Below are 19,873 nucleotides of genomic sequence, written 5' to 3' on the forward strand. Positions count from 1 at the left end.
AGACGAATATGCAAGATAAGGAGAGGTTGCATTGAATGATTCCAAGAACCGGGACTCGGAAGCCGTGGCTTTTGTCACTGGGGCTTCCAGCGGCTTCGGGCTGCTGACGGCCGTAAAGCTGGCGGAGCTTGGCTGCACGGTCATAGCAACGATGCGCGAGCCGTCGAGGAAGGAAGAGCTGGAGCGGCGGGCGGAGCATTCCGGCATCCTGGGCCGCGTGCGGGTGATGCGCATGGATGTGACCGATCCCGCCGGGATCGAAGAGACGGTGAAGGCGGTGCTGGCCGATTACGGCAGAATCGACGTGCTGGTCAATAACGCGGGCTATGCGGCAGGCGGCTTTGTGGAAGAGGTGCCGCTGGAAGCGTGGCGGCAGCAGCTCGAAACGAACTTTTTCGGCCTGGTCGCGGTGACGAAGGCGGTGCTTCCGCGGATGAGGGAGCGGAGGACGGGGCTTATCGTCAACATCGGCAGCGTCAGCGGCCGGGCCGCTTTCCCGGGCTTTGGGCCTTACGCGGCTTCCAAATTCGCGGTTGAGGGCTTCAGTGAGTGTCTGCGGCATGAAATGTCGCCGTTTGGAGTGAAGGTCGTTCTGCTGGAGCCGGGAGCGTATCGTACGCCCATCTGGAACAAGGGGCTGTCGCAGATCGCTTCCGCCGGGGACTCGCCTTACCGGGCGCGTCTGGATGCCGTGCTGAAGTATTCGCGCAAGGCTGCGGTTACGGCCCCCGATCCGCAGGAGGTTGCCGACCTGATTGGCCGCATTGTCCGGCTGCGGTCACCCCGACTGCGCTATGTGCTAGGTAGAGGCTCGCGACTGCTGATCGGAGGTAGGGCGCTGCTGCCGTGGAGCTGGTTCGAGCGGATCGTCGCCCGGGCGCTCCGATCATGACGAGGTTTGAATTTTGCCGTCCGGTAGTCTATTGTAGAGTTAGGTACATAACAGCGATTGGAGGCAACCGATGCCTGAGTTTATGGAGTTCCAGCTTTGTTTCGACGAAGCGGGACGCGAAATTGAAATTCTCGATGTTACCCGCATCGGCGAGAACGAATACCGGATCGAAGAGACGCCTGTGTTCAGACCGGACTTGTCCCTGGGAGACATCATCAAAGTGAAAGAAGAACGCGGCGTCTATTACTACGTGGAAACGGTGCGTAAATCGGACTACGTGAAAATGGTCAGGCTGCTCAGCCGGGAAGCCGCACAGTCTCCAGTGCTTGCATCATTTAGGAAGCAGGTGCTGAAATGCGGCGGGAAATGGGAGACCGTATTTGGCGGGGTCCTCATCATTCACGTTCCGAAGGTAGCGGAGCAGTCCTTGAAGGCTGAACTTGATAAGATTACCCGTGCTTACGGTATTTAACGGAGGTTATTAAAAGTGAACAAGCTCACCAAGCTGGTTAAAGATTGGGTACCGACCCTGCTGATTGCTATTGTCCTTTCTTTGCTAATTCGCAGTTATGTCGCCGAAGCGATGAGAGTTCCGACGGAATCGATGGACCCGACCATTCAGGTAGGAGACAGGGTGATTGTGGAAAAAATGTTGTGGGCCACCTCGCTGAAGCATGGAGACATCGTCGTGTTCCATCCTCCCATCAAAGGCGAGACCAAGCTGTATGTCAAAAGGCTGATTGGGCTTCCCGGAGATGTCGTTCAGATCAAGGACGGGGCGCTGTACCGCAACGGGGACAAGGTGGACGAACCGTATTTGAGCGTAAAAATGGATTACGCCTTCGGACCGGTAACGGTTCCGGAAGATCACTATTTTTTCCTCGGAGACAACCGGAATATCAGCTTCGACGCGCATATGTGGGACACCCCTTTTGTCGCGAAGGATAAGCTGATCGGCAAAGTCGTGCTGGAGATTCCCGTTCACAAGCTCCGGCGTTGACCTGTGGAAGGAATACATTTACAATTAATTTAAGGAATTGCAAAATAAGAATCAACGAAGACGAAGGGTAAGTAGACGTATGCCAGGAATTTCAGAGAGCCGGCGGTGGCTGCGAGCCGGTGTTCCGCATACGATCGAATGGCCTTCCGAGTTGCTGTCCCGAGCCCGGCCCGCCGGTCGTAGGGATAGGCCGGGGTTCCCGCCGTTATCAGAGGGAACGGTATCGATGAGGCGTGAACCGCCGATTCCGCACCGTCTAACGAGGACCGCCGATTTCGCGCAGCTATGCCGGATAGAACGGTCAACTTAAGGTGGCACAACGAGCAGTCTCGTCCTTATAAGGACGGGGCTTTTTTTGTTGGTCAAAGGCTGCAGAGCCGATTCTTCACTTTACGGGAAGATTTTGAAAGGGGGTGATGGCCTTGGATGGCGGCTGGTGGCGATGGTTAAGGTTGACAATATACCGAATAAGGAGAATGAACAATGAATCAAGAGAGAGTATTAACCGCGGACCGCGTGACCGGAAAGCTGCATCTGGGCCATTACGCGGGAACCCTTAAGAACCGGGTAGAGCTTCAGCACCGGTACGACACCTTTATTATGCTGGCCGATGTTCAGGCGCTGACCACCCATTTTCATCAGCCCGGGCTGATCCGGACGCATCTGCGGGAGATCGCCCTGGATTATTTGGCGGCAGGGATCGATCCCGAGCGGGCGACCATCTTCGTCCAGTCAATGATTCCGGAAATCGCCGAGCTGACCCAGTTCTATTCCATGTTCGTTACCGTGAACAGTCTGCGCCATAACCCGACCATAAAATCGGAAGCGCAGAGCGGCGGCGGAGATGAGATGTACTACGGATTTCTTGGTTATCCCGTCAGTCAGGCGGCGGATATTACGTTCTGCAAGGCGACGATTATTCCGGTGGGCGAAGATCAGCTGCCGCTTATCGAATTAGCCCGCAAAGTAGTCCGCCGCTTTAACGAACTGTACCGGCCCGTGCTGACCCTGCCCCGGGCGCTTGTCGGCGATACGCCTCGGCTGGTGGGTACGGACGGCAGCGCCAAGATGAGCAAGAGCCTTGGTAACGCGATTCACCTCGATTCCTCCCGGGAGGAGCTGGAGCTGAAGATGCGCAAGGCGGTGACCGACCCCTCGCGCGTCCGCAAGGGTGATCCGGGGCATCCCGAAATCTGCCCGGTTTATGCGTATCACCGCTGCTTCCGTCCGGAAGGGGCGGAGGAAATCGGCGAGGAATGCCGCAAGGGCGCGATCGGCTGCGCGGAGTGCAAACGGCGAGCCGTGGAAACCATCTCGGAGCTGCTTGAGCCGATGGCAGAGCGCAGGTCGTATTATGCGGCCCGGCCCCGCGAAGTGGACGATCTGCTGATGAGCGGCACGTCCCAGGCCCGCGCCATTGCGCGTGAGACCATGCTGGAGGTGCGGGAGGCGATGGGACTGGACTATTTTGCAGGATTCAGCGGGGAATAGGCTGCCCAATATTCTAATTTTTGTCCTAAATTTTGGTTGACCTCATGAAGGTAGTGTAGTATCTTGGTAGACGTTCCGTATTGATGAGAACAATAGAAGAGCGGATGCATCCTGTCTCTTAACGAGGCAGGATTTTTTTTATTAGAAGGAGATTAAATAGATGAAAATGACAAAATCCACCGCCAATGTCCTGCTGCTGTTCATTTCCATGCTTTGGGGCTCGGGGTTCGTGGTAACCAAAATCGCGTTGGACGCCAACGCATCTGTAGGATTTATTAATTTTTTTCGGGGCTTTCTCTTTGCCCTGCTTGTGCTTATCTTCTTTAATACCAAGATATTTAATATGACCTTCAAGGATTTTAAAATAGGCTTGATTGCCGGATTGCTCAATTTTGGCGGGTTCCTTACCCAAACGATTGGCGTCAAGTATACCACTCCATCGAATAACGCGTTTATTTCGGCCACATATGTTGTCTTGATTCCTTTCATAGCCTGGGCTTTCTACCGAAAACCGCTTAGGGTCAAAAGCTTCATTTCTATCTCGTTATGCATGCTTGGTATGGGAATACTGACAGGGATATGGAACAAAGCGTTTACGGTAAATATCGGCGACTTCTACTCTTTGGTGTGCGCGGTGTTTTATGCCGGCTCGATTGTTTATCTCGGTTATGGAGCAAGACAGACGGATGTGAGTATTGTAGCTTTTATGCTGGCCGCGGTGCAGGGAGCCGGCGGATTGATTTTTTTCCTGTTTGCGGAGACGGAGCGGATTGCCGATATCGATTGGTCGGCCGCCCTCATCCCATTGCTGTATGTGGGAATCCTGTGTTCCTTTGTCGCGCAGACGATTCAAATCGCAGCCCAAAAGCATACCTCGGCGACATCCGCCGGACTGATTATGATGCTTGAAGGCGTATTTGGGAGCGTCTTTTCCATCGCTTTCGGATTCGAACGGTTGACTGACGATTTGTTTTATGGCGGACTGCTTATTATGGCTTCTCTTTTAATGATGGAACTCGATTTTCAGCAGCTTCGGGTCAAGCTGGTCAAGCGCAGAAGGCTGGATCGCGATGCCGAAGCTCGGAAACTGGATTACTTTACCGGGACTTCCCGGGAATAACAAAACTCCATTTGGTAAAAAATATAAAGCGGCTGCGCCATGTTCGGCGCGGCCGCTTATTTTGTCTGTGGTTCGAACTAAAAACATTCACCGGACTGCAACATTTGCCGACAGGTATACGTTTACAGGATTGGAAAAAGAAAATAATGGAATGAATCCCTATCCACTTCAGAAGGAGCGACAGACTATGACCACATCTCTGACTCGCAAGCTGACGGCAGGTGTTCTCGCAGGAACGCTATTGTTATCCGGAATTGTTGTCGGCACCCCCGGCCGCGTATCGGCCAAAGCCTTGGAACCGGGGCATGGCACCCTGATCGCCGCCGCTTCCAAAACCTTCACGTACAAGAACGCTGTGTTCACGCTTCGTCTGCCTAACGATTGGAAGAACCGGCTTCAATTCACAGAGAAAGACAAACAAACCCTGGTCTATTATGTTCCGCAAAACCGGTCGCTGCCCCAGGAAGTGCTGTTCACCATCGAGGCGATCGACAGCGCCAAATGGGCTGACTATAAGGAAAGCGGGGTCTATACCGTGCTCGGCAGCCTGAACGGCATTGTGTACGCGCTGCACAAGTCCGGGGAAACGCCTTATGCCAAAAAACCGAACAGTCCGGATTACCGGATGGCTCGTAAAATATTGGCCAACCTGAAGCACGGGCTGTCCTTCTCGTTGAACCGGACGACGCAGACGGCCCCGGTGTTGGCGATCGTGCTGACCGACGCGAGACAGGCGGCTGAGCTGTATGCCTTTGGCCTGCAGCGGCGCAGCGCCTCTATACAGTATGCCGCCTTCTCCGAGGCGCTCAAAAAGACGATGTATCCCGTGTTCAAAGAGCTGAACTGGGTTACCGGCGTCTCCAGTCCCTGGATCACGAAATGGGAAGTGACCAAGGACACGCCTATCGGCAACAGCAAGGAGCAGATCGAGCTGAGACTGGATATGGCGACTTCAGCCGGTACCGAGCCGTCGGTTATGCTCACGCTTTCTCTTGAAAAAGAGAACGGAAGCTGGGTGATCGCGGCGCTGGCCTCCGATCGTGAACTGCCGAGAAGCGGCGTTCCGGTTAATAAGGACGGCGTTCCCGCATTCGGCCCTGCCGATGCCGCAGGCCTGGCAGCCAAGGCAGCCGCCCATTATTGGCATATCCAAAGCGGCGGCAAAGCGACGAAGGAAGGAGAGATCAAGGAATTCTCCATTCCGGGCAAAGGCGAGCATTACCGCTGGCTTGGCGAAGATCTATCCACCAAAGAGAAGCTGTTCTCCTATCTGAAGGAGGTCTACACGCCGGAGAAAGTTCAGCAATACTGGAACAGCCAGACGCAAAGCGGCAGCCTTGCGGAAGTGGGCGGACGCCTCGCCCAGCCGAATGCCGACGGAGGCAGTCTGCGGGATTGGTCCAAGGCAAAAGCAAGCCTGCTTGCTGATGGAGCGGAGGCGAAGACGTTCCGTTTTGACGTACCGCAAGGCGATACCGAGCATGTCATCGTCGATGCACCATTCCGGTTTGTGAAAGGCACGGGCTGGAGACTGGATTCGGAAGTCGGCATCATTAAATAAAAAGGCTGATCTCCAAGAGTCCGCATTAAATAGGAAGAACAAAAAAATGACCTCGACCTCCACGCTATTGTGGAGATGAGGTCATTTTTGCTCTTAATTGCTGCCTTAATTCAGTTTGCCCGGCAGTTCCGCCGTCCGCTTAGGACAGTTTCACCAGCACCCGGCCGCGCGTGTTCGATTTCAAGATGTCGGCAAGCGCCTGCGGCAGTTCCGCCAGCGTGACCTCACGGCCGACAAGAGTTTCCAGATCCGCTGGCTTCAGATCGTTCGCCATCCGGCCCCATACCTTGAGCCGTAGCTCGGCCGGGCAGAAGACGGAGTCGATGCCGAGCAGATTCACGCCGCGCAGAATGAACGGCAGCACCGTTGTCGGCACTTTCGTCCCGCCTGTAAGTCCGCTGACGGCGACCGAGCCGCGGTACGCGATTTTGCTGAGAATCGCCGCAAGCTGATTCCCGCCCACCGGATCGACGGCGGCCTGCCAGAGCTGCTTGTCCAGCGGCCGCTGCTTGGCTTCAGGGTCGTAGATCTCGCTTCTCGAGATCACCTCGGCTGCGCCGAGCCCTTTCAGGTAATCGCTCTCCAAGGTGCGGCCTGTACCGGCGACAACGTGATAGCCGCGCGCAGCCAGCATCGCGACGGCCGCGCCGCCGACGCCTCCGGCCGCGCCCGTGACGAGCACTTTTCCCTGATCCGGCGATACGCCGTTGTCTTCAAGCGCTTGAATGGACATGGCTGCCGTAAAGCCCGCCGTGCCGTAAATCATCGCTTCTCTCAGGGACAGGCCGTCCGGCAGCGGAACGACCCAGTCCGCAGGGACGCGGGCATACTCGCTGTAACCGCCGAAATGAGACACGCCGAATCCGTATCCGGTAACGAGTACCGGCTGGCCTGGCTTATAGCGTTCATCCTCGGACGATTCCACCACGCCGGACAAATCGATGCCGGGCACAAAAGGATACGATTTGACGATATTGCCGTCAGGAATCGAGGCCAGACCGTCTTTGTAATTCACGCTGGAATAAGCAACCTTGATGATCACTTCACCTGCGGGCAGATCGTCTAATGAAACCGGTTTGACAGCGACGCTGAACGGCTCCGTGTTGTCTACAAACAGGGCTTGAAAGGATGAGGACATAATGATACGCTCCTTTTAATGAGTATGTAAAGCATTAATGAATGATTAAAGCCGGTTGGTTGGGTCAAATGCTGTCGTTATATTTTTATTCTGACCGGTCAACTTTTTTATGTCAATGATTTCTTATACCTTTTTTTCAATTACAATATCTTCTTTACAGGCAGGTGCTCTATGGTCCGTTACAAAAAATCCGAAGAAAAACGCAAACAGATTCTGTACGCTGCCTTTCAGGCCATCGCCGAACAAGGGTATGATGCCGTAACGCTCCAGACGATAGCGGATAGCGCAAAGGTCAGCAAAGGCGTCGTCCATTATTATTTTGATAACAAAGAGGCCGTGCTTGTGGAACTGCTGGGGTGGCTGACAGGGAAAATTTATGAAAAAGAAACCGCGGCGGTAAACGGACAATCCCGGGCAGTGGACAAAATGGCCGCGTATATCGATTCCGTCTTTGTGTCACCGGAGAAGAACCGGGATTTCTACCGGGTGTATCTTGACTTTCTGGCGAGAGCCAGCCGCAGTGCCTCCTACCGGGAAATCAACAGCCGCTTCTATGACAACTGCGCGCGAATCAGCGCGGAAATTGTGGAGCTTGGCCAGCGCGAGGGCATGTTCGATCCCCGGCTGTCGGTGCAGGAGACCGCCCCGGTTATCCGGTCGATCATTGACGGCTGTCTGATCCAGTGGCTGATGACCGGCCAGGACGAGCTTCATGCCGTGTACCGGGATGCCTGTCGGCAGTCGGTGATGAAGCTGCTCGCACCGGAGACGGTGAAAAAGTCATAGGCGGCGGGTAAATAAAATGTTAAATTATTGAAATCTGCTCTCCAGGAGGGGATTTCAATGTTAACTATCAGGCGGCTCGGAAAGGTCGGTGCTATATACGCCGTATTACTGATGGCAGGCTGCAGTCTGATCAGCGGCGGCAAGGACCTAACGTATGATAAGGAGCAAATGTATAATAATAACGCTGCTATCGTTCAGGAAGGCGACCAATATAGCTATTTCTTGCGGAAAGGTTCAACGACTTCCCGGATAGCGGATATTGAATTTAAAGGCTTTTCGGGTACGGATACCATATGGATTCTGAATGTGAAGAAAAAAGCCGACATCCGGATCGATTATTCCCTGACCGTCGGCAAAGGGGAATTCAAGGTTGTGCTTGTAACCCCAAGCGAGCAGGCGTCAACTATTGCAGAGGGAAGCGGCAACGGAGTCAGTATGGTGACTCTGGACAAAGGCAAAAATCGTATTAAATTCGTCGGCAAGCATACGGCGGGTAAGGTAGAGATGCATCTTCAGGCCGGGGACGCAGTCAACATAACGAAGGTATCGGACGAGTAGCCTCTAATTCAGACGGGCTGCGGAAACCAGACATGCCGCAGATCGATCCAGCCCTGGCTGTTGAACCGGACTCCCCGGACGGATGGCAGATAGGCCGTTTCCACCGGCTTTTCGTACAAAATATGCAGCTCACGCTCCCGAATCAGCCGGCCCTCGATCCGGCTGAACGCCTCGGCCCGTGCGGCATGACCGGGCTCGCGCGCGATCAGATGCAGTTCGGCTTCGATCTCCGCCCGGGCCAGCGGCGTGACGTGCTCCGCAAGCGTCTGATACAGATCGAAGAGCCTGAGCTGCTCGTCCCGGTCGCGGACGAGCGCGAACAGGATGAGGTCGGCTTCCATCCGCACCGGCCCTTTGAATTCTTCCGGCGGTACGGAGATGATAGCCGCCGAAATGCCGCGCTGCGCCAGTCTCGCGGCGACGAGCCTGGCGTCCGCCGCGTACTGCGGAATCGTGGCAATCCGCAAGGACAGCCCGGACAGTGAGCCGGCTGCTCCGAAGGCGGCGGGACGGCAAGTACCGGTGGGAGAGGGAACGCCGGAGTCGCCGGGAACGCCGGAAACCCTTGGGTTGCTGTCGGGAACGTCGAAAGCACCGGGATTGCCCGTGGTACCATCCGAGCCAGAACCGCCGATATCGCCGGGGGCACCAACTGTGCCGGGTACGCCCGGGACAGCATCCGTGCCTGAATCGCCGGATGAGCCCGGAATACCAATCGTGCCAGAAATCCCAGGATTGCTGGAAATCCCGGGATTACCAGTGATACCGCCCGGGTCATGAGGGCCGGAACCATTCTCCGGCTCGTCCAGCCTTCCCAGACAAGACATCACGTCCGCCCTGACGGCGGGATCGCTTAGCGGTCCCGCTTTTTTGGTGTTGCAGGTAAGAAATTTGCGGACGGAGGTCTCGGTGTGAATCCGGCTTAACGAAGCGGATTCTTCCGGACGGGGATTCTGGATGATGTGAAAAGGGAATTCCGCATCGGCCACATCCGGCTCCGCATCCCACGGAACATGCAAAATCTCCACCCGGTCCAGCTGCGCCCTTCCCTGAAAATAATGCGGGAACGCCTCCAGCACGTAAAACCCATCATTCCATTCCGCAACTTTGAACGGGCCGGTTCCGACCGGCTTCGTGACGAAGCGCCCCTCCAGGCTGCGCTCCGGCTCCCGCGGAACGACGGCCGCCCGGCTCGTACACAAAAACGAAAGAAACAGCTCGTTCGGCGTTTTAAGCCGGATGCTTACCGTCAGCCTGTTCAGGGCCTTCACCTCAACCATATCCCGCAAAATAAAGCTGTACAGCCTGCCCCGGGGCATCCGGATCAAGCGGGAGAAGGAGTGGACGACATCGTCCGCATCAAGGATCGCGCCGTTATGCAGCAGCACTTCCTTGCGGAGGTGGAAGGTCCAGCTTGTCCGTGTTCCGTCGGTCTCCCAGGCATGGGCCAGACCGGGAACAATCTCTTCGCCGCCGGCCCCTGTGCGGACAAGCCCGTCATATACGTGGCTGGGAACAAAGGATTCAGCCAGCAAATTCATGTTCTGTAGGGAGAAGATGACTCGGTGGTATTTTTTGCCTTAAATCGAACATATGTGCTATAATGGAAATATCCTACACGAAAGGAGGCTCTGTGGCATGTTGGTACATAAAGCTTACAAATATCGTATCTATCCCAACCCGGAACAACGGCAACTCATCCATCAAATGTTTGGCTGTTGCCGCTTTGTCTTCAATCATTTCTTAGTCAAATGGAACAAAACCTATGCAGCAACCGGCAAAGGGTTGTCCTATAACACCTGTGCCACACAGCTTCCTGCACTCAAACAGCAATTTGAATGGTTGAAATCGGTAGATAGCATTGCTTTGCAATCGGCGGTGCGGAACGTGGCAGACAGCTTTGAACGTTTCTTCAAGAAACAAAATCAGTCTCCACGCTTCAAAAGCCGCAAGCATCCTGTGCAAAGCTACACCACCAAATACACCAATGACAACATTGCTATTGATGGAAACCGACTTAAACTTCCGAAGCTTAGCTGGATTCGTTTTGCCAACTCCAGAGCGTGTGAAGGTCGCATTCTTTCGGCTACCCTGCGGCGAAATGCGGCAGGCAAGTATTTTGTATCCATCCTCTGTGAAGTGGAAATAAAACCTCTGCCGCAGACCGATAAGGAGATCGGCATTGACCTTGGACTCAAGGAATTAGCGGTCTGCTCTGATGGGTTGCGGGTTGCCAATCCCAAAGTATTTCGCAAATATGAACAAAAACTTGCATTTTGGCAACGCCGCATGGCTCGTCGTAACCAAGGGGGCTCCAATTGGCAGAAAGCCAAACAGAAGGTTGCCCGGATCCATGAAAAGATCGTCAATGGCCGCCATGATTTTTTGCATCAACTCACCACGAAGCTGATTCGTGAAAACCAAACGATCAGCATCGAAAATCTGAGAGTGGCGAACATGCTCAAAAATCACCGTCTGGCCAAATCCATCGCCGATGCGTCCTGGAGTGAATTTGCCCGTCAGCTTTCGTATAAAGCGGAATGGTATGGACGTACGGTGAAGGTGGCCGACACGTTCGCCCCAACGAGCCAAAGGTGTCATATATGTGGCTATATCCATTCCGAAGTAAAGAAATTGTCTGTGCGGCGATGGACATGTCCATCGTGCCATACCCATCATGATCGAGATGAAAATGCCGCACAGAACATCAAAAGCCTTGCTGTTTAAACGTCAACCCCTTCTTTCCTAGATATTTTGCTAAGGTAAAAATCTTAAAGCTGTGGGAAGATCGGTACAGATTTTCCTTTGGAAAACTGCGGGAACCGCAGGGATCGCTTGGTATACGATTTTTCGTGAGAAAATATCGATATGAATTCCCCTCAGTAGAAGGGATTACCCAAGAATCCCCCACTTCAAGTGTTAGCTAAGTGAGGGAGTGTTCAACTTCTTATTTTATCATCTAAAATAAGGTACAGTAAGTAAAAAATGGAGGGATTACCATGAACGAAGAAGCTGCATCCATCCAGGCGCGTTCCCTGGCGTTGCCGGCCGCCGCTTTTGCGCTGGGCGTCATTCATCAGTATCTGTTCCTGGGGAACCGCTATGGCGTCTCGTATCCGCTGTTCACTGTTCTTTTTTATGCTTATATGCTGGGCTTTGCCAAAGATAAAATCCGCAAGCCCAGGGCGGGGGGATATGCGGGTCTGGCCTTTATCTTTCTGCTTTCTATGACCTTCGGCCTGTTCGGCAATGAATTTTTTTACCACTTGAACATGGCAGTTATTCCTGTGCTGATCTTCCTGCATTTGGCCTATGTGCTCGGGGACGGAAGGCCTGCCTATGACCAGTTCTCCTTAGTCTTCGGGGCGCTCGACCATCTGATTCCGCAGAGCCTGCGGCAGTGGCCCCGTGTCGTTGACATCTTCAGGAGAGAATCAGGACATCCGGAGGATGGAGGGAACAGGCACGTTCTCGGCAAAGTGCTGATCGGCCTCTGCCTTTCCTTCCCGCTGCTGCTGGTCGTCCTGCTGCTGCTGTCATCGGCCGACGGCGTGTTTCACAGTGTGCTGTCGGAAATACCTGTATGGCTGAGCAACGTTTCGTTTGTGGAAGGCTTAACCCGGACGCTGTGGGCGTTGGTCCTGGGAATGTTCTTTTTCGGGCTTCTGCGGGGATTTCTGTTTCCGTTTCAAGATGAGGGGGTTCCAGGAGTCATGGCACAGCCAGAGCAGCCGGACAAGGCCGAATGGCCGGATATGCGGGTCGATTCGATCATTGCCGCCACCGTGTTGACTGCGGTTAACACTGTATATGTGCTGTTTGTCTGTGTGCAATTCTCGTATCTGTTCGGTTCATGGCAGGGGGTGCTGCCGTCGGGTGAGACTTATGCTGAATATGCGAGGAGAGGATTTTTTGAGCTGATTATGGTAGCGGGTATCAATTTTATCATCCTGCTCGGGCTGCTCCTGCTGGGGACGAAAGGGACGGAGAGGCTGAACAAGGCGATTCGCGGACTGCTGTATCTACTGACGGGCTGCTCGGCGGTGATGCTGTACTCCGCTTATTCGCGGCTGGCTTTATACGAAGAGGCTTACGGCTATACGACCATCCGGTTCCTCGTTCACGGCTTCATGATTTTTCTGGGGCTGCTGCTGGCGGTGACGGCGCTGCGCATCGGCTTGCCGCGGTTTCCGCTGGCCAAATGCTATATTCTGCTGACTGCTGCGGCTTATCTCGTTATGAACTTTATCGGCATGGATGCCATGATCGCTGGAAAAAATATCGAGCGCTACGAAGCCACCGGCAAGATCGACGCGGCTTATCTTCTCACTCTGTCGGACGACGCGGTGCCGCGACTGATCGAGTTCAGCCGTCAGAATAACGGAATGCTGGACAGCGGATTGCGGAATAAGCGCTCGGATTTAGCGGCTGCTGCGGGCAAGTGGCCTTCCTTTAATCTTTCGCGCCACCGGGCGCTAACGGAGCTGGGGCGGTATTTGGAGAAGTAGAGACGAAAGTATATAACTCTGCAGTGCCCTTTTTTTTACACGAATGTATGATTGATGCGTAATTATGTAGCTGTTAGTATTACCTCACTTACATAAGTATCGACTGGTTAAGATTACGATGTAAGGGGAGCAGAGAGGATGGAGAAAAAATACGATCATTCGTTGGACGCGATGAAAGGCTTTAGCTGTTTGCTGATGATGATGGCTCATACCGGGCTTGTTTTTTCCGGCAGCAGCCGCTCGCTTCAGATCATCGGTGAATTGGCTCCTATTCTATTTTTCGCCGTGTCCGGCATCACTTCAATCTTCCAGAGCAAAAAATCCGTTCTGCCGCTGATTGCCTACTATTTCGTCTTCGCCGTCATTGGACTATCCTATAACGCTTTGTGGAGGCCCTATATTTGGTCCGATCCCGTTTCGGATGTGCCGCAGATCGTGGCGATGAGCGTGCTTGCCATTATTTTGTTAGAAAAATATTTCAGACCCGGCCGCTACGTGTATCTGATATTAGGCGTCTTCCTGTTCGTCCTGCACTTTGGGTTTACGGCAAAAGTACCTTCTTTTCCGGGTAAGCAATTTTTCATACCGGAGGGGGATTACACCTATTTTACCTTCGTCCCTTGGTTTTCGATATTTTTGCTTGGCGTGTTCGCCTACCGAAGCCGAAGGTTGGTGAATCTAATCTGCGGTATAGCTGCGGCATGCGGTCTGGCGGCGGCTTATGCTCTTACCCCGAGGGAGACGGAATTTCTGATAAAATACAACATGTCGCCAGGCTACTTTTTCCTTTCCCTGGTGCTGCTGTTTATGTCGTTCGCCCTGTTCAGGCTGATCCGGCAGTATTCGTTGAAGAACCCGCTGCTATTTCTCGGCAAACATTCGTTTCTGTTCTTGTACGTTCATGTGTTCCTGATCTTCATACTCACTTATTTCAAACTGTATTCGATCAACGTCTATATGGTTTGGGCCGGGGTTCTGCTGGTCAGCTATATCGGAATGAACGCTGTTTTATGGATCAACCGGTATGTTGAAGCGTTATTCAAATACAGGCTGGTCTGGCTCGGGCTGATGCTGCTCATCCTGCTGGTGCCTGCGGCCACCGATTCATATGGACTTATTGTGACGTCGGAGGCTGTTCTTGGAATGGCTTTTGCTTGCAATTATAAAAAGCTGTCCCAGGTGATCTTTTCAATGTTTACATTAGTTCCAAAAAGCACAAATTTGCAGCCGGACACAGCCGAGCTTTCCAGGCCGATTCGTTCCTTGAAGGATACGGGAAATTGAACTTGGTGAAAAAAGCAGCCAAGCTTGTCTTATAAATAGCGGACCTTCGGGGAAACCCGAGGGTCCGTTTTTTGCTTCGGCTGAAGTTAACCAGTCGCGGGGGCATTCGACATCGTTTTCCGGACACGGTACAATGTTTCCGTGTAGGAATGAAGGAGGTCTGTTATGCCGAAGAAAGTAGTCAACCATATTACGGAACTGATCGGAGACACCCCGGTTGTCCGGCTGAACCGCCTGAGCGGACCGGATGCTGCTGAGCTGTATGTCAAGCTGGAGAAGTTCAATCCGAGCGGAAGCGTCAAAGACCGGGCCGCGTACAATCTGATTCTGCAGGCGGAGAAGGACGGGCTGCTGAAACCGGGCGGCACCATCATCGAGCCGACGAGCGGCAATACGGGAATTGGTCTGGCGATGAACGCGGCGTCCAAGGGGTACCAGGCGATTATGGTTATGCCGGACAATATGACCAAGGAGCGGATCAATCTGCTGAAAGCGTACGGAGCGGAAGTAGTGCTCACGCCCGCCGCCGAGCGGATGCCGGGAGCCATCGCCAAGGCGCTCGAGCTTGGAAAAGAAATTGAAGGAAGCTTCATCCCGCAGCAGTTCGAGAACAAGGCGAACCCCGACATTCACCGGACAACGACCGCGATTGAGATTCTGTCGCAAATGGAGGGGAAGCTGGATGCGTTTGTGGCGACCTCGGGAACCGGCGGCACCATTACCGGCACGGGGGAGGCGCTGCGGGCGCATCTGCCCGGGGTGCGCATTCTGGTGGTTGAGCCGAAGGGATCGCCTGTATTGTCCGGCGGAGAACCGGGGCCGCACAAGCTGGTGGGGACAAGTCCGGGTTTCGTGCCCTCCATTTTGAATACGGATGTGTATGACGAGATTGTACAGGTCTCCGATGAGGATGCCCTGAATACCGTCCGGGCGATGGCGGCCCAGGAGGGCATTCTGATCGGCCCGTCCGGCGGGGCGGCAGTGTGGGCTGCCATGAGAGAGGCTGAAAGACTGGGCAGCGGCAAGCGGGTGCTCTGCATTGCGCCCGATTCGGGTGAGCGTTACTTAAGCATGGGGATTTTCTAGCGGACGATTGCATGAATAACGGGCGGGACTGCGAATTTGCGCGGGACACCGCCTGGACGCAATAGCGAGGTACGGAAGCCGCTCTTCTTTGAATAGCGGCTTCTTTGTCATGGAGCCTCATCCCAACACCTTTGAGGGTGGTTTTTTTTTCGACAATGACAATGCCTTTCTTGGACAGCGATGGATGCAACGGTAGCATTTTTCGCATCGTTTTGACATGAAGACGGGATAATTCCTTGCATCTTTTTCAAGTGCGGCGGCAGGGCAGTTTCGGATACACTTTCCACAGCCGGTACATCGATCCTTATGGAGATAAATAGGAAATGTCAAATGCTGTCCCAGCCATTTATTCGGATAGTTCAGAATGCTATAAAGCTTGAAGCGGGGCATATTTAATTGGCAACCGCCGGTTGTCATTTTTGAAAGGAACTCTTGGCAGTCCGCATCAATTTTATTATCAAGACCTTTTTCATGGTAAAACCATAGTTTCATAAAAGGGGCCAATAATATTCCATCTATTGCCGCGCAGCGGTATGCTCTGTGTGTTACCGGGATGATATTTTTCTTTACACAGTATTTGGAAAAGATTCTCAATGTATTTGCGGAATATAATCCGCAGGTCGTAAAGATATAGTCCGGTACAGGCTTTGCAAGAATGCCGAGGCTCTCCATAAAGCGCAGTATGCGAGTGGACGGATGAGTATGAACGGTAGGAAAACCGAAAACAAAGCCATCGTAATGATTTAAATCGAGGTTCCCCGCGATCTGTTCTACCGAATAAACCTCAAGATGAAAATCTCGGTTTAGATTTTCATAAATTCGCTCAGCCACAAATTTCGTGTTCCCGACACCAGAATGATACAGAATCAAAATTTTCTTCACATTGTCCTCCGGCGATTCTAAAAATGTTATGTAAAAAGCCGTCCCTGAGTCTTACCAAGACACCGGGACGGCACATTTACGCTAATAAAAGAGGGGGAACGCGCGTGGTTCCCGTTCTACAGCTCTTCCACTTCCCGCAGCCAGAGGGCTGCGGAAGCGTCGCTTGGCATGCGCCAGTCTCCTCGCGGGGACAGGCTGACGGTGCCTACCTTCGGGCCATCGGGCAGGCACGAGCGTTTGAACTGCTGGGAGAAGAAGCGGCTGTAGAACACGCGCATCCACTGAACCAGCTGCTCTCTTGTGAAGCGATCGCCGAAAGCGTGCTCCGCGAGATACAGAATTTTGGCGGGCGGAGCGCCCGTTCTGAGCATGTAATACAGGTAGAAATCATGTACATCGTATGGGCCCAGAATGTCTTCCGTGAGCTGGGCGATCTCGCCATCCGGTGAAGGAGGCAGCAGCTCCGGACTGATTCCCGTGTCGATAATATCGTACAGGAACCTGGCGGCCGTTTCGTCCGCCTCGTGGTCCGCGTACCACTGGACGACATATTTGATCAGCGTCTTCGGAATCCCCGAATTGACACCGTACATGGACATGTGGTCGCCGTTATAGGTGCACCAGCCGAGAGCCAGCTCGGACAGGTCGCCGGTGCCGATGACGATGCCGCCGTTCTTGTTGGCGAGATCCATCAGAATCTGCGTCCGCTCTCTGGCCTGAACGTTCTCGTAGGTTAAATCGTGGACGTCCTTGTCATGCCCGATATCCTCGAAATGCTGCAGACAGGCGTCCTTGATATCGACGACCTTCATCGAAGCCCCCAGGGCCTTGATCAGGCCGACGGCATTATCGTACGTCCGGTTCGTCGTTCCGAAGCCGGGCATCGTGACGGCGAGCACGTCGCTCGCCGGGCGTCCAAGCAGCTGCATCGCTCTTACGGCAACAAGCAGCGCGAGCGTGGAATCGAGCCCGCCTGAGATGCCGATGACCGCCTGCTTCGTGCCGATGTGGCGGATGCGCTTCATCAGGCCGGAGGTCTGAATCGCCAGAATTTCCTGGCAGCGTTCGTCCCGCTGCAGCGGATTGCCTGGAACAAAGGGATTGGTGACCACTTTGCGGGCCAGCTCCCGGGGCGAATCGCTCTGCGGGGCGGGGTTGCTGAACGCAATCTCGCGGTAATCGGCGCCGCCCCGGCCGCCGCGGAAGGTTCCCATAATGATCCGCGAATAATGGATCTTCGGAATGTCGATGTCGGCGACGGTTATCCGGCTCTCATGGATGAACCGTTCGGATTCCGCCAGCATCTGCCCATTCTCGGCGATGAGGGAATGGCCGCCGAAGACGACGTCCGTCGACGATTCGCCGGTATTGCTGCCGGCATAGACATATCCCGCCACGCAGGAAGCGGATTGGCTGCTGACAAGCTGCCGGCGGTAATCCGCCTTGCCGACAAGCTCGTTGCTGGCGGACGGGTTGAACAGCAGCACCGCCCCCGCCTGGGCCAGCCGACTGCTCGGAGGAACGGGAACCCACAGATCCTCGCAGATTTCCACGCCGAAGACCAGGTTGGAATTCTCTTCGGAGACAAAGAGGAGATCGCTGCCAATCGGGACCACGGCTCCCCCGATGCGCAGCTCTGAAGTCTCGAGCTCCTCGGCTCCGGCGAACCACCGGGGCTCGTAAAACTCGCTGTAGCCGGGAATGCAGGTCTTCGGTACAATCCCGAGAATGTTTCCGCTTTGTATAACGGCGGCGCAGTTGTAGAGCCGTCCTCTGATCTCGATGGGAAGGCCGGCAATTACGACCATGCCAAGGCCTGCTGTCTTGCGGGCGATGGCAAGCAGCGCCTCCAGCGCGGAGTCAAGCAGCCGGCGCTGCATGAATAAGTCCGCGCACGTGTAGCCGGTGATGCTGAGCTCCGGCAGTACCAGGTATTCAACCTGCTGCTTGTCCGCCTGTTCAATAATTTCCATAATTTTATCAGCATTAAATGCGCAGTCGGCAACCCGCAGCTCGGGGGAAGCGGCCGCGACTCTTGCGAATCCGAAATTCTGCAATGGTTTCACCTATCCTCTGTATGAATATTATTTCGCTTTCATTAATTTAGCACAGTTCCAGCCTTTTCTAAACCAGTTGGTCCCCAAGACGCTGGACCGTAACAAGGGGAGCTTCCCCTATTGTTACCCCGCGAGCAGTACGACTGCAATAAACACCAGCTGGAGCAGGGTGCGGACAGGAAGCCCGGGAACCGGACTCCCGGCAATGGTCAGCTTCTTGCGGGCCGCATGCACATTGGCCGGAAACATGATGATCAGCAGCGCAGCCAGACACCAGGACGCCGTCCGCGATGTGGCGGGAAAGAGCAGGCCCACAGCGCCGGCTATCTCAAGCAGGCCGGTGAGGGTCACGATAAGCCCGGGTTGCCTAAAAGAGGGGGGCACCATGCGGATCAAGTCGGCTCTGCGTTTTCCCCAGTGGGCGGAAGCGGTAAGCAGCAGCATGACGGCTGCGGCCGCTTGCAGCGACGGCTGCCAGCCGTCGAAAGGGGTGAGGCCAAACAGTCCAAGCACGCGGAACAGTACGAAAGAAACAATAAGGGCGATGAAAGGCGCCATGGGTATTCCTCCTGTCGAAATGGAATGGATGCTTAACATTCAGCTGTCTCCTTGACCGAAGTTCTCGAAAAACTTGGTCGCCAGAGTTGACGCATATTTTCCCTTCATCATAATAGCCGCAATGCGCGTGTGCAACGAGTCGCTGTTGATTTCTTTATAGACCAGGTTGCCGCTGCTTACCAGTCCGAAAGCGGATTTCGGCACGATGCCGATGCCAAGACCCGCATTGGCCCACAGCAGCGTGGTCCGGGCGTCGTCGTTCATGCAGAAGAGCTGCGGCTCGAAGCCGTGCCCCAGGCAGGCCTCTGTGATAAGCTGCTCGAACCGCCGGTAGATGATCAGGGGCTTGTCTTTGAGCTCTCCCAGATCAACCGAAGGCTGACCGGGGCAAAAGTCCAGCTCCCGGCTCATGACAGCGATCATCGGTTCGGAATCGGCATAGCGGCATTCGAGGTTGGCCGGATTGAACGGCGTGCGGACAATGCCGAGCTCCACGATTCCCCTGGCCAGCAGGTCAATGATTTTGAATGTGTTGCCCTCATGAATTTCAAATTTGACTCCTTCATAGGTCCTGTGGAACTCGCACAGCCGATTCTGCAGCAGGGCAGACCCCGAGGAGGAGACGGTTCCGATGGACAGCGTCCCCGTTAGTCCCTTGACATAATCACCGATTTCCCTTGCCGTAGCATCGGCCAAATCGAGAATTTGCTGCGCCCGGTTTCTCAGGATCACCCCTGCGTCCGTGAGCTGGATGCTGCGCGGTCCCCGCTCCACCAGCTTGACCCCAAGCTCTTCCTCCAGCTGCTTTAACTGCTGACTAAGCGGCGGCTGGGCCATTTGCAGCTTTCGCGCCGCCGATGTAATCTGGCCTTCCTCCGCAATCGTCAGAAAATATTTAAGCTGTCTGATGTCCATTATGCATCTCCGCCTTATTGATATGTTAATCGTATCG

18 protein-coding genes are annotated in these 19,873 nt (G+C 54.3%); 12 read left to right on the forward strand and 6 right to left on the reverse strand.

What is annotated here, in order from left to right:
- Positions 1 to 31 precede the first annotated feature (31 nt).
- The 6 genes from PSAB_RS10550 to PSAB_RS24570 all read left to right on the forward strand — a co-directional run bounded on the left by PSAB_RS10550 (position 32) and on the right by PSAB_RS24570 (position 6,064).
- On the forward strand, positions 32 to 892 hold the full coding sequence (locus PSAB_RS10550; protein WP_025334547.1) for an SDR family oxidoreductase: 861 nt from the start codon (positions 32 to 34) through the stop codon (positions 890 to 892).
- A gap of 70 nt (positions 893 to 962) precedes the next feature.
- On the forward strand, positions 963 to 1,364 hold the full coding sequence (locus PSAB_RS10555) for a DUF4265 domain-containing protein (RefSeq protein ID WP_025334548.1): 402 nt from the start codon (positions 963 to 965) through the stop codon (positions 1,362 to 1,364).
- Between the two features lie 15 nt (positions 1,365 to 1,379).
- Entirely contained in the window at positions 1,380 to 1,892 is a 513-nt protein-coding gene (lepB, locus tag PSAB_RS10560; protein WP_025334549.1) for a signal peptidase I, read from the forward strand.
- Between the two features lie 483 nt (positions 1,893 to 2,375).
- Positions 2,376 to 3,383, forward strand: coding sequence for a tryptophan--tRNA ligase (gene trpS / locus PSAB_RS10565; protein ID WP_025334550.1), 1,008 nt, complete (start codon positions 2,376 to 2,378; stop codon positions 3,381 to 3,383).
- 160 nt (positions 3,384 to 3,543) lie between these two features.
- Positions 3,544 to 4,503, forward strand: a complete 960-nt coding sequence (locus tag PSAB_RS10570; RefSeq protein ID WP_051529755.1) for a DMT family transporter — start codon at positions 3,544 to 3,546, stop codon at positions 4,501 to 4,503.
- 187 nt (positions 4,504 to 4,690) lie between these two features.
- Complete coding sequence (locus PSAB_RS24570; protein WP_025334552.1) at positions 4,691 to 6,064, forward strand: DL-endopeptidase inhibitor IseA family protein; 1,374 nt, start codon at positions 4,691 to 4,693, stop codon at positions 6,062 to 6,064.
- A gap of 139 nt (positions 6,065 to 6,203) precedes the next feature.
- Here the strand turns inward: PSAB_RS24570 and PSAB_RS10580 are convergent, their stop codons facing one another.
- Positions 6,204 to 7,202, reverse strand: a complete 999-nt coding sequence (locus PSAB_RS10580) for an acrylyl-CoA reductase family protein (protein WP_025334553.1) — start codon at positions 7,200 to 7,202, stop codon at positions 6,204 to 6,206.
- A 171-nt stretch (positions 7,203 to 7,373) separates the two neighbouring features.
- Here PSAB_RS10580 and PSAB_RS10585 point away from each other — a divergent pair, with 171 nt between their 5' ends.
- Together PSAB_RS10585 and PSAB_RS10590 are read left to right on the forward strand one after the other, a co-directional pair.
- Entirely contained in the window at positions 7,374 to 7,988 is a 615-nt protein-coding gene (locus PSAB_RS10585; RefSeq protein ID WP_025334554.1) for a TetR/AcrR family transcriptional regulator, read from the forward strand.
- Between the two features lie 57 nt (positions 7,989 to 8,045).
- Positions 8,046 to 8,546, forward strand: coding sequence for a hypothetical protein (locus tag PSAB_RS10590; protein WP_025334555.1), 501 nt, complete (start codon positions 8,046 to 8,048; stop codon positions 8,544 to 8,546).
- Between the two features lie 8 nt (positions 8,547 to 8,554).
- Here the strand turns inward: PSAB_RS10590 and PSAB_RS26125 are convergent, their stop codons facing one another.
- The gene (locus tag PSAB_RS26125; protein WP_025334556.1) at positions 8,555 to 10,087 is read right to left on the reverse strand and encodes an ABC transporter substrate-binding protein; all 1,533 of its coding nucleotides are present in this window, start codon (positions 10,085 to 10,087) and stop codon (positions 8,555 to 8,557) included.
- Positions 10,088 to 10,184: 97 nt separating this feature from the next.
- Here PSAB_RS26125 and tnpB point away from each other — a divergent pair, with 97 nt between their 5' ends.
- The 4 genes from tnpB to cysK all read left to right on the forward strand — a co-directional run bounded on the left by tnpB (position 10,185) and on the right by cysK (position 15,424).
- Entirely contained in the window at positions 10,185 to 11,273 is a 1,089-nt protein-coding gene (gene tnpB / locus PSAB_RS10600) for an IS200/IS605 family element RNA-guided endonuclease TnpB (protein WP_025334557.1), read from the forward strand.
- Positions 11,274 to 11,545: 272 nt separating this feature from the next.
- The gene (locus PSAB_RS10605; RefSeq protein ID WP_025334558.1) at positions 11,546 to 13,054 is read left to right on the forward strand and encodes a DUF4153 domain-containing protein; all 1,509 of its coding nucleotides are present in this window, start codon (positions 11,546 to 11,548) and stop codon (positions 13,052 to 13,054) included.
- A gap of 138 nt (positions 13,055 to 13,192) precedes the next feature.
- Complete coding sequence (locus PSAB_RS10610; RefSeq protein WP_025334559.1) at positions 13,193 to 14,338, forward strand: hypothetical protein; 1,146 nt, start codon at positions 13,193 to 13,195, stop codon at positions 14,336 to 14,338.
- 165 nt (positions 14,339 to 14,503) lie between these two features.
- Complete coding sequence (cysK, locus tag PSAB_RS10615) at positions 14,504 to 15,424, forward strand: cysteine synthase A (protein ID WP_025334560.1); 921 nt, start codon at positions 14,504 to 14,506, stop codon at positions 15,422 to 15,424.
- A gap of 117 nt (positions 15,425 to 15,541) precedes the next feature.
- Here cysK and PSAB_RS10620 read toward each other — a convergent pair whose 3' ends face one another.
- The 4 genes from PSAB_RS10620 to PSAB_RS10635 all read right to left on the reverse strand — a co-directional run bounded on the left by PSAB_RS10620 (position 15,542) and on the right by PSAB_RS10635 (position 19,836).
- Positions 15,542 to 16,306 (reverse strand): EFR1 family ferrodoxin, encoded by a 765-nt coding sequence (locus PSAB_RS10620; protein ID WP_025334561.1) that lies wholly within the window; start codon positions 16,304 to 16,306, stop codon positions 15,542 to 15,544.
- A 116-nt stretch (positions 16,307 to 16,422) separates the two neighbouring features.
- On the reverse strand, positions 16,423 to 18,363 hold the full coding sequence (locus PSAB_RS10625; protein WP_025334562.1) for an NAD(+) synthase: 1,941 nt from the start codon (positions 18,361 to 18,363) through the stop codon (positions 16,423 to 16,425).
- 123 nt (positions 18,364 to 18,486) lie between these two features.
- Positions 18,487 to 18,921 (reverse strand): DoxX family protein, encoded by a 435-nt coding sequence (locus PSAB_RS10630; protein WP_025334563.1) that lies wholly within the window; start codon positions 18,919 to 18,921, stop codon positions 18,487 to 18,489.
- Between the two features lie 39 nt (positions 18,922 to 18,960).
- The gene (locus tag PSAB_RS10635) at positions 18,961 to 19,836 is read right to left on the reverse strand and encodes a LysR family transcriptional regulator (protein ID WP_025334564.1); all 876 of its coding nucleotides are present in this window, start codon (positions 19,834 to 19,836) and stop codon (positions 18,961 to 18,963) included.
- Positions 19,837 to 19,873: the final 37 nt, after the last annotated feature.

The sequence above is a fragment of the Paenibacillus sabinae T27 genome (assembly GCF_000612505.1).
GTDB classification, from domain to species: domain Bacteria; phylum Bacillota; class Bacilli; order Paenibacillales; family Paenibacillaceae; genus Paenibacillus_AQ; species Paenibacillus_AQ sabinae.

Coding starts and splice junctions, on each gene's coding strand:
- PSAB_RS10555 (WP_025334548.1), top strand. CDS start 963: ATGCCTGAGTTTATGGAGTTCCAGCTTTGTTTCGACGAAGCGGGACGC.
- trpS (WP_025334550.1), top strand. CDS start 2,376: ATGAATCAAGAGAGAGTATTAACCGCGGACCGCGTGACCGGAAAGCTG.
- PSAB_RS10570 (WP_051529755.1), top strand. CDS start 3,544: ATGAAAATGACAAAATCCACCGCCAATGTCCTGCTGCTGTTCATTTCC.
- PSAB_RS24570 (WP_025334552.1), top strand. CDS start 4,691: ATGACCACATCTCTGACTCGCAAGCTGACGGCAGGTGTTCTCGCAGGA.
- PSAB_RS10580 (WP_025334553.1), bottom strand. CDS start 7,202: ATGTCCTCATCCTTTCAAGCCCTGTTTGTAGACAACACGGAGCCGTTC.
- PSAB_RS10585 (WP_025334554.1), top strand. CDS start 7,374: ATGGTCCGTTACAAAAAATCCGAAGAAAAACGCAAACAGATTCTGTAC.
- PSAB_RS10590 (WP_025334555.1), top strand. CDS start 8,046: ATGTTAACTATCAGGCGGCTCGGAAAGGTCGGTGCTATATACGCCGTA.
- PSAB_RS26125 (WP_025334556.1), bottom strand. CDS start 10,087: ATGAATTTGCTGGCTGAATCCTTTGTTCCCAGCCACGTATATGACGGG.
- tnpB (WP_025334557.1), top strand. CDS start 10,185: ATGTTGGTACATAAAGCTTACAAATATCGTATCTATCCCAACCCGGAA.
- PSAB_RS10605 (WP_025334558.1), top strand. CDS start 11,546: ATGAACGAAGAAGCTGCATCCATCCAGGCGCGTTCCCTGGCGTTGCCG.
- PSAB_RS10610 (WP_025334559.1), top strand. CDS start 13,193: ATGGAGAAAAAATACGATCATTCGTTGGACGCGATGAAAGGCTTTAGC.
- cysK (WP_025334560.1), top strand. CDS start 14,504: ATGCCGAAGAAAGTAGTCAACCATATTACGGAACTGATCGGAGACACC.
- PSAB_RS10630 (WP_025334563.1), bottom strand. CDS start 18,921: ATGGCGCCTTTCATCGCCCTTATTGTTTCTTTCGTACTGTTCCGCGTG.
- PSAB_RS10635 (WP_025334564.1), bottom strand. CDS start 19,836: ATGGACATCAGACAGCTTAAATATTTTCTGACGATTGCGGAGGAAGGC.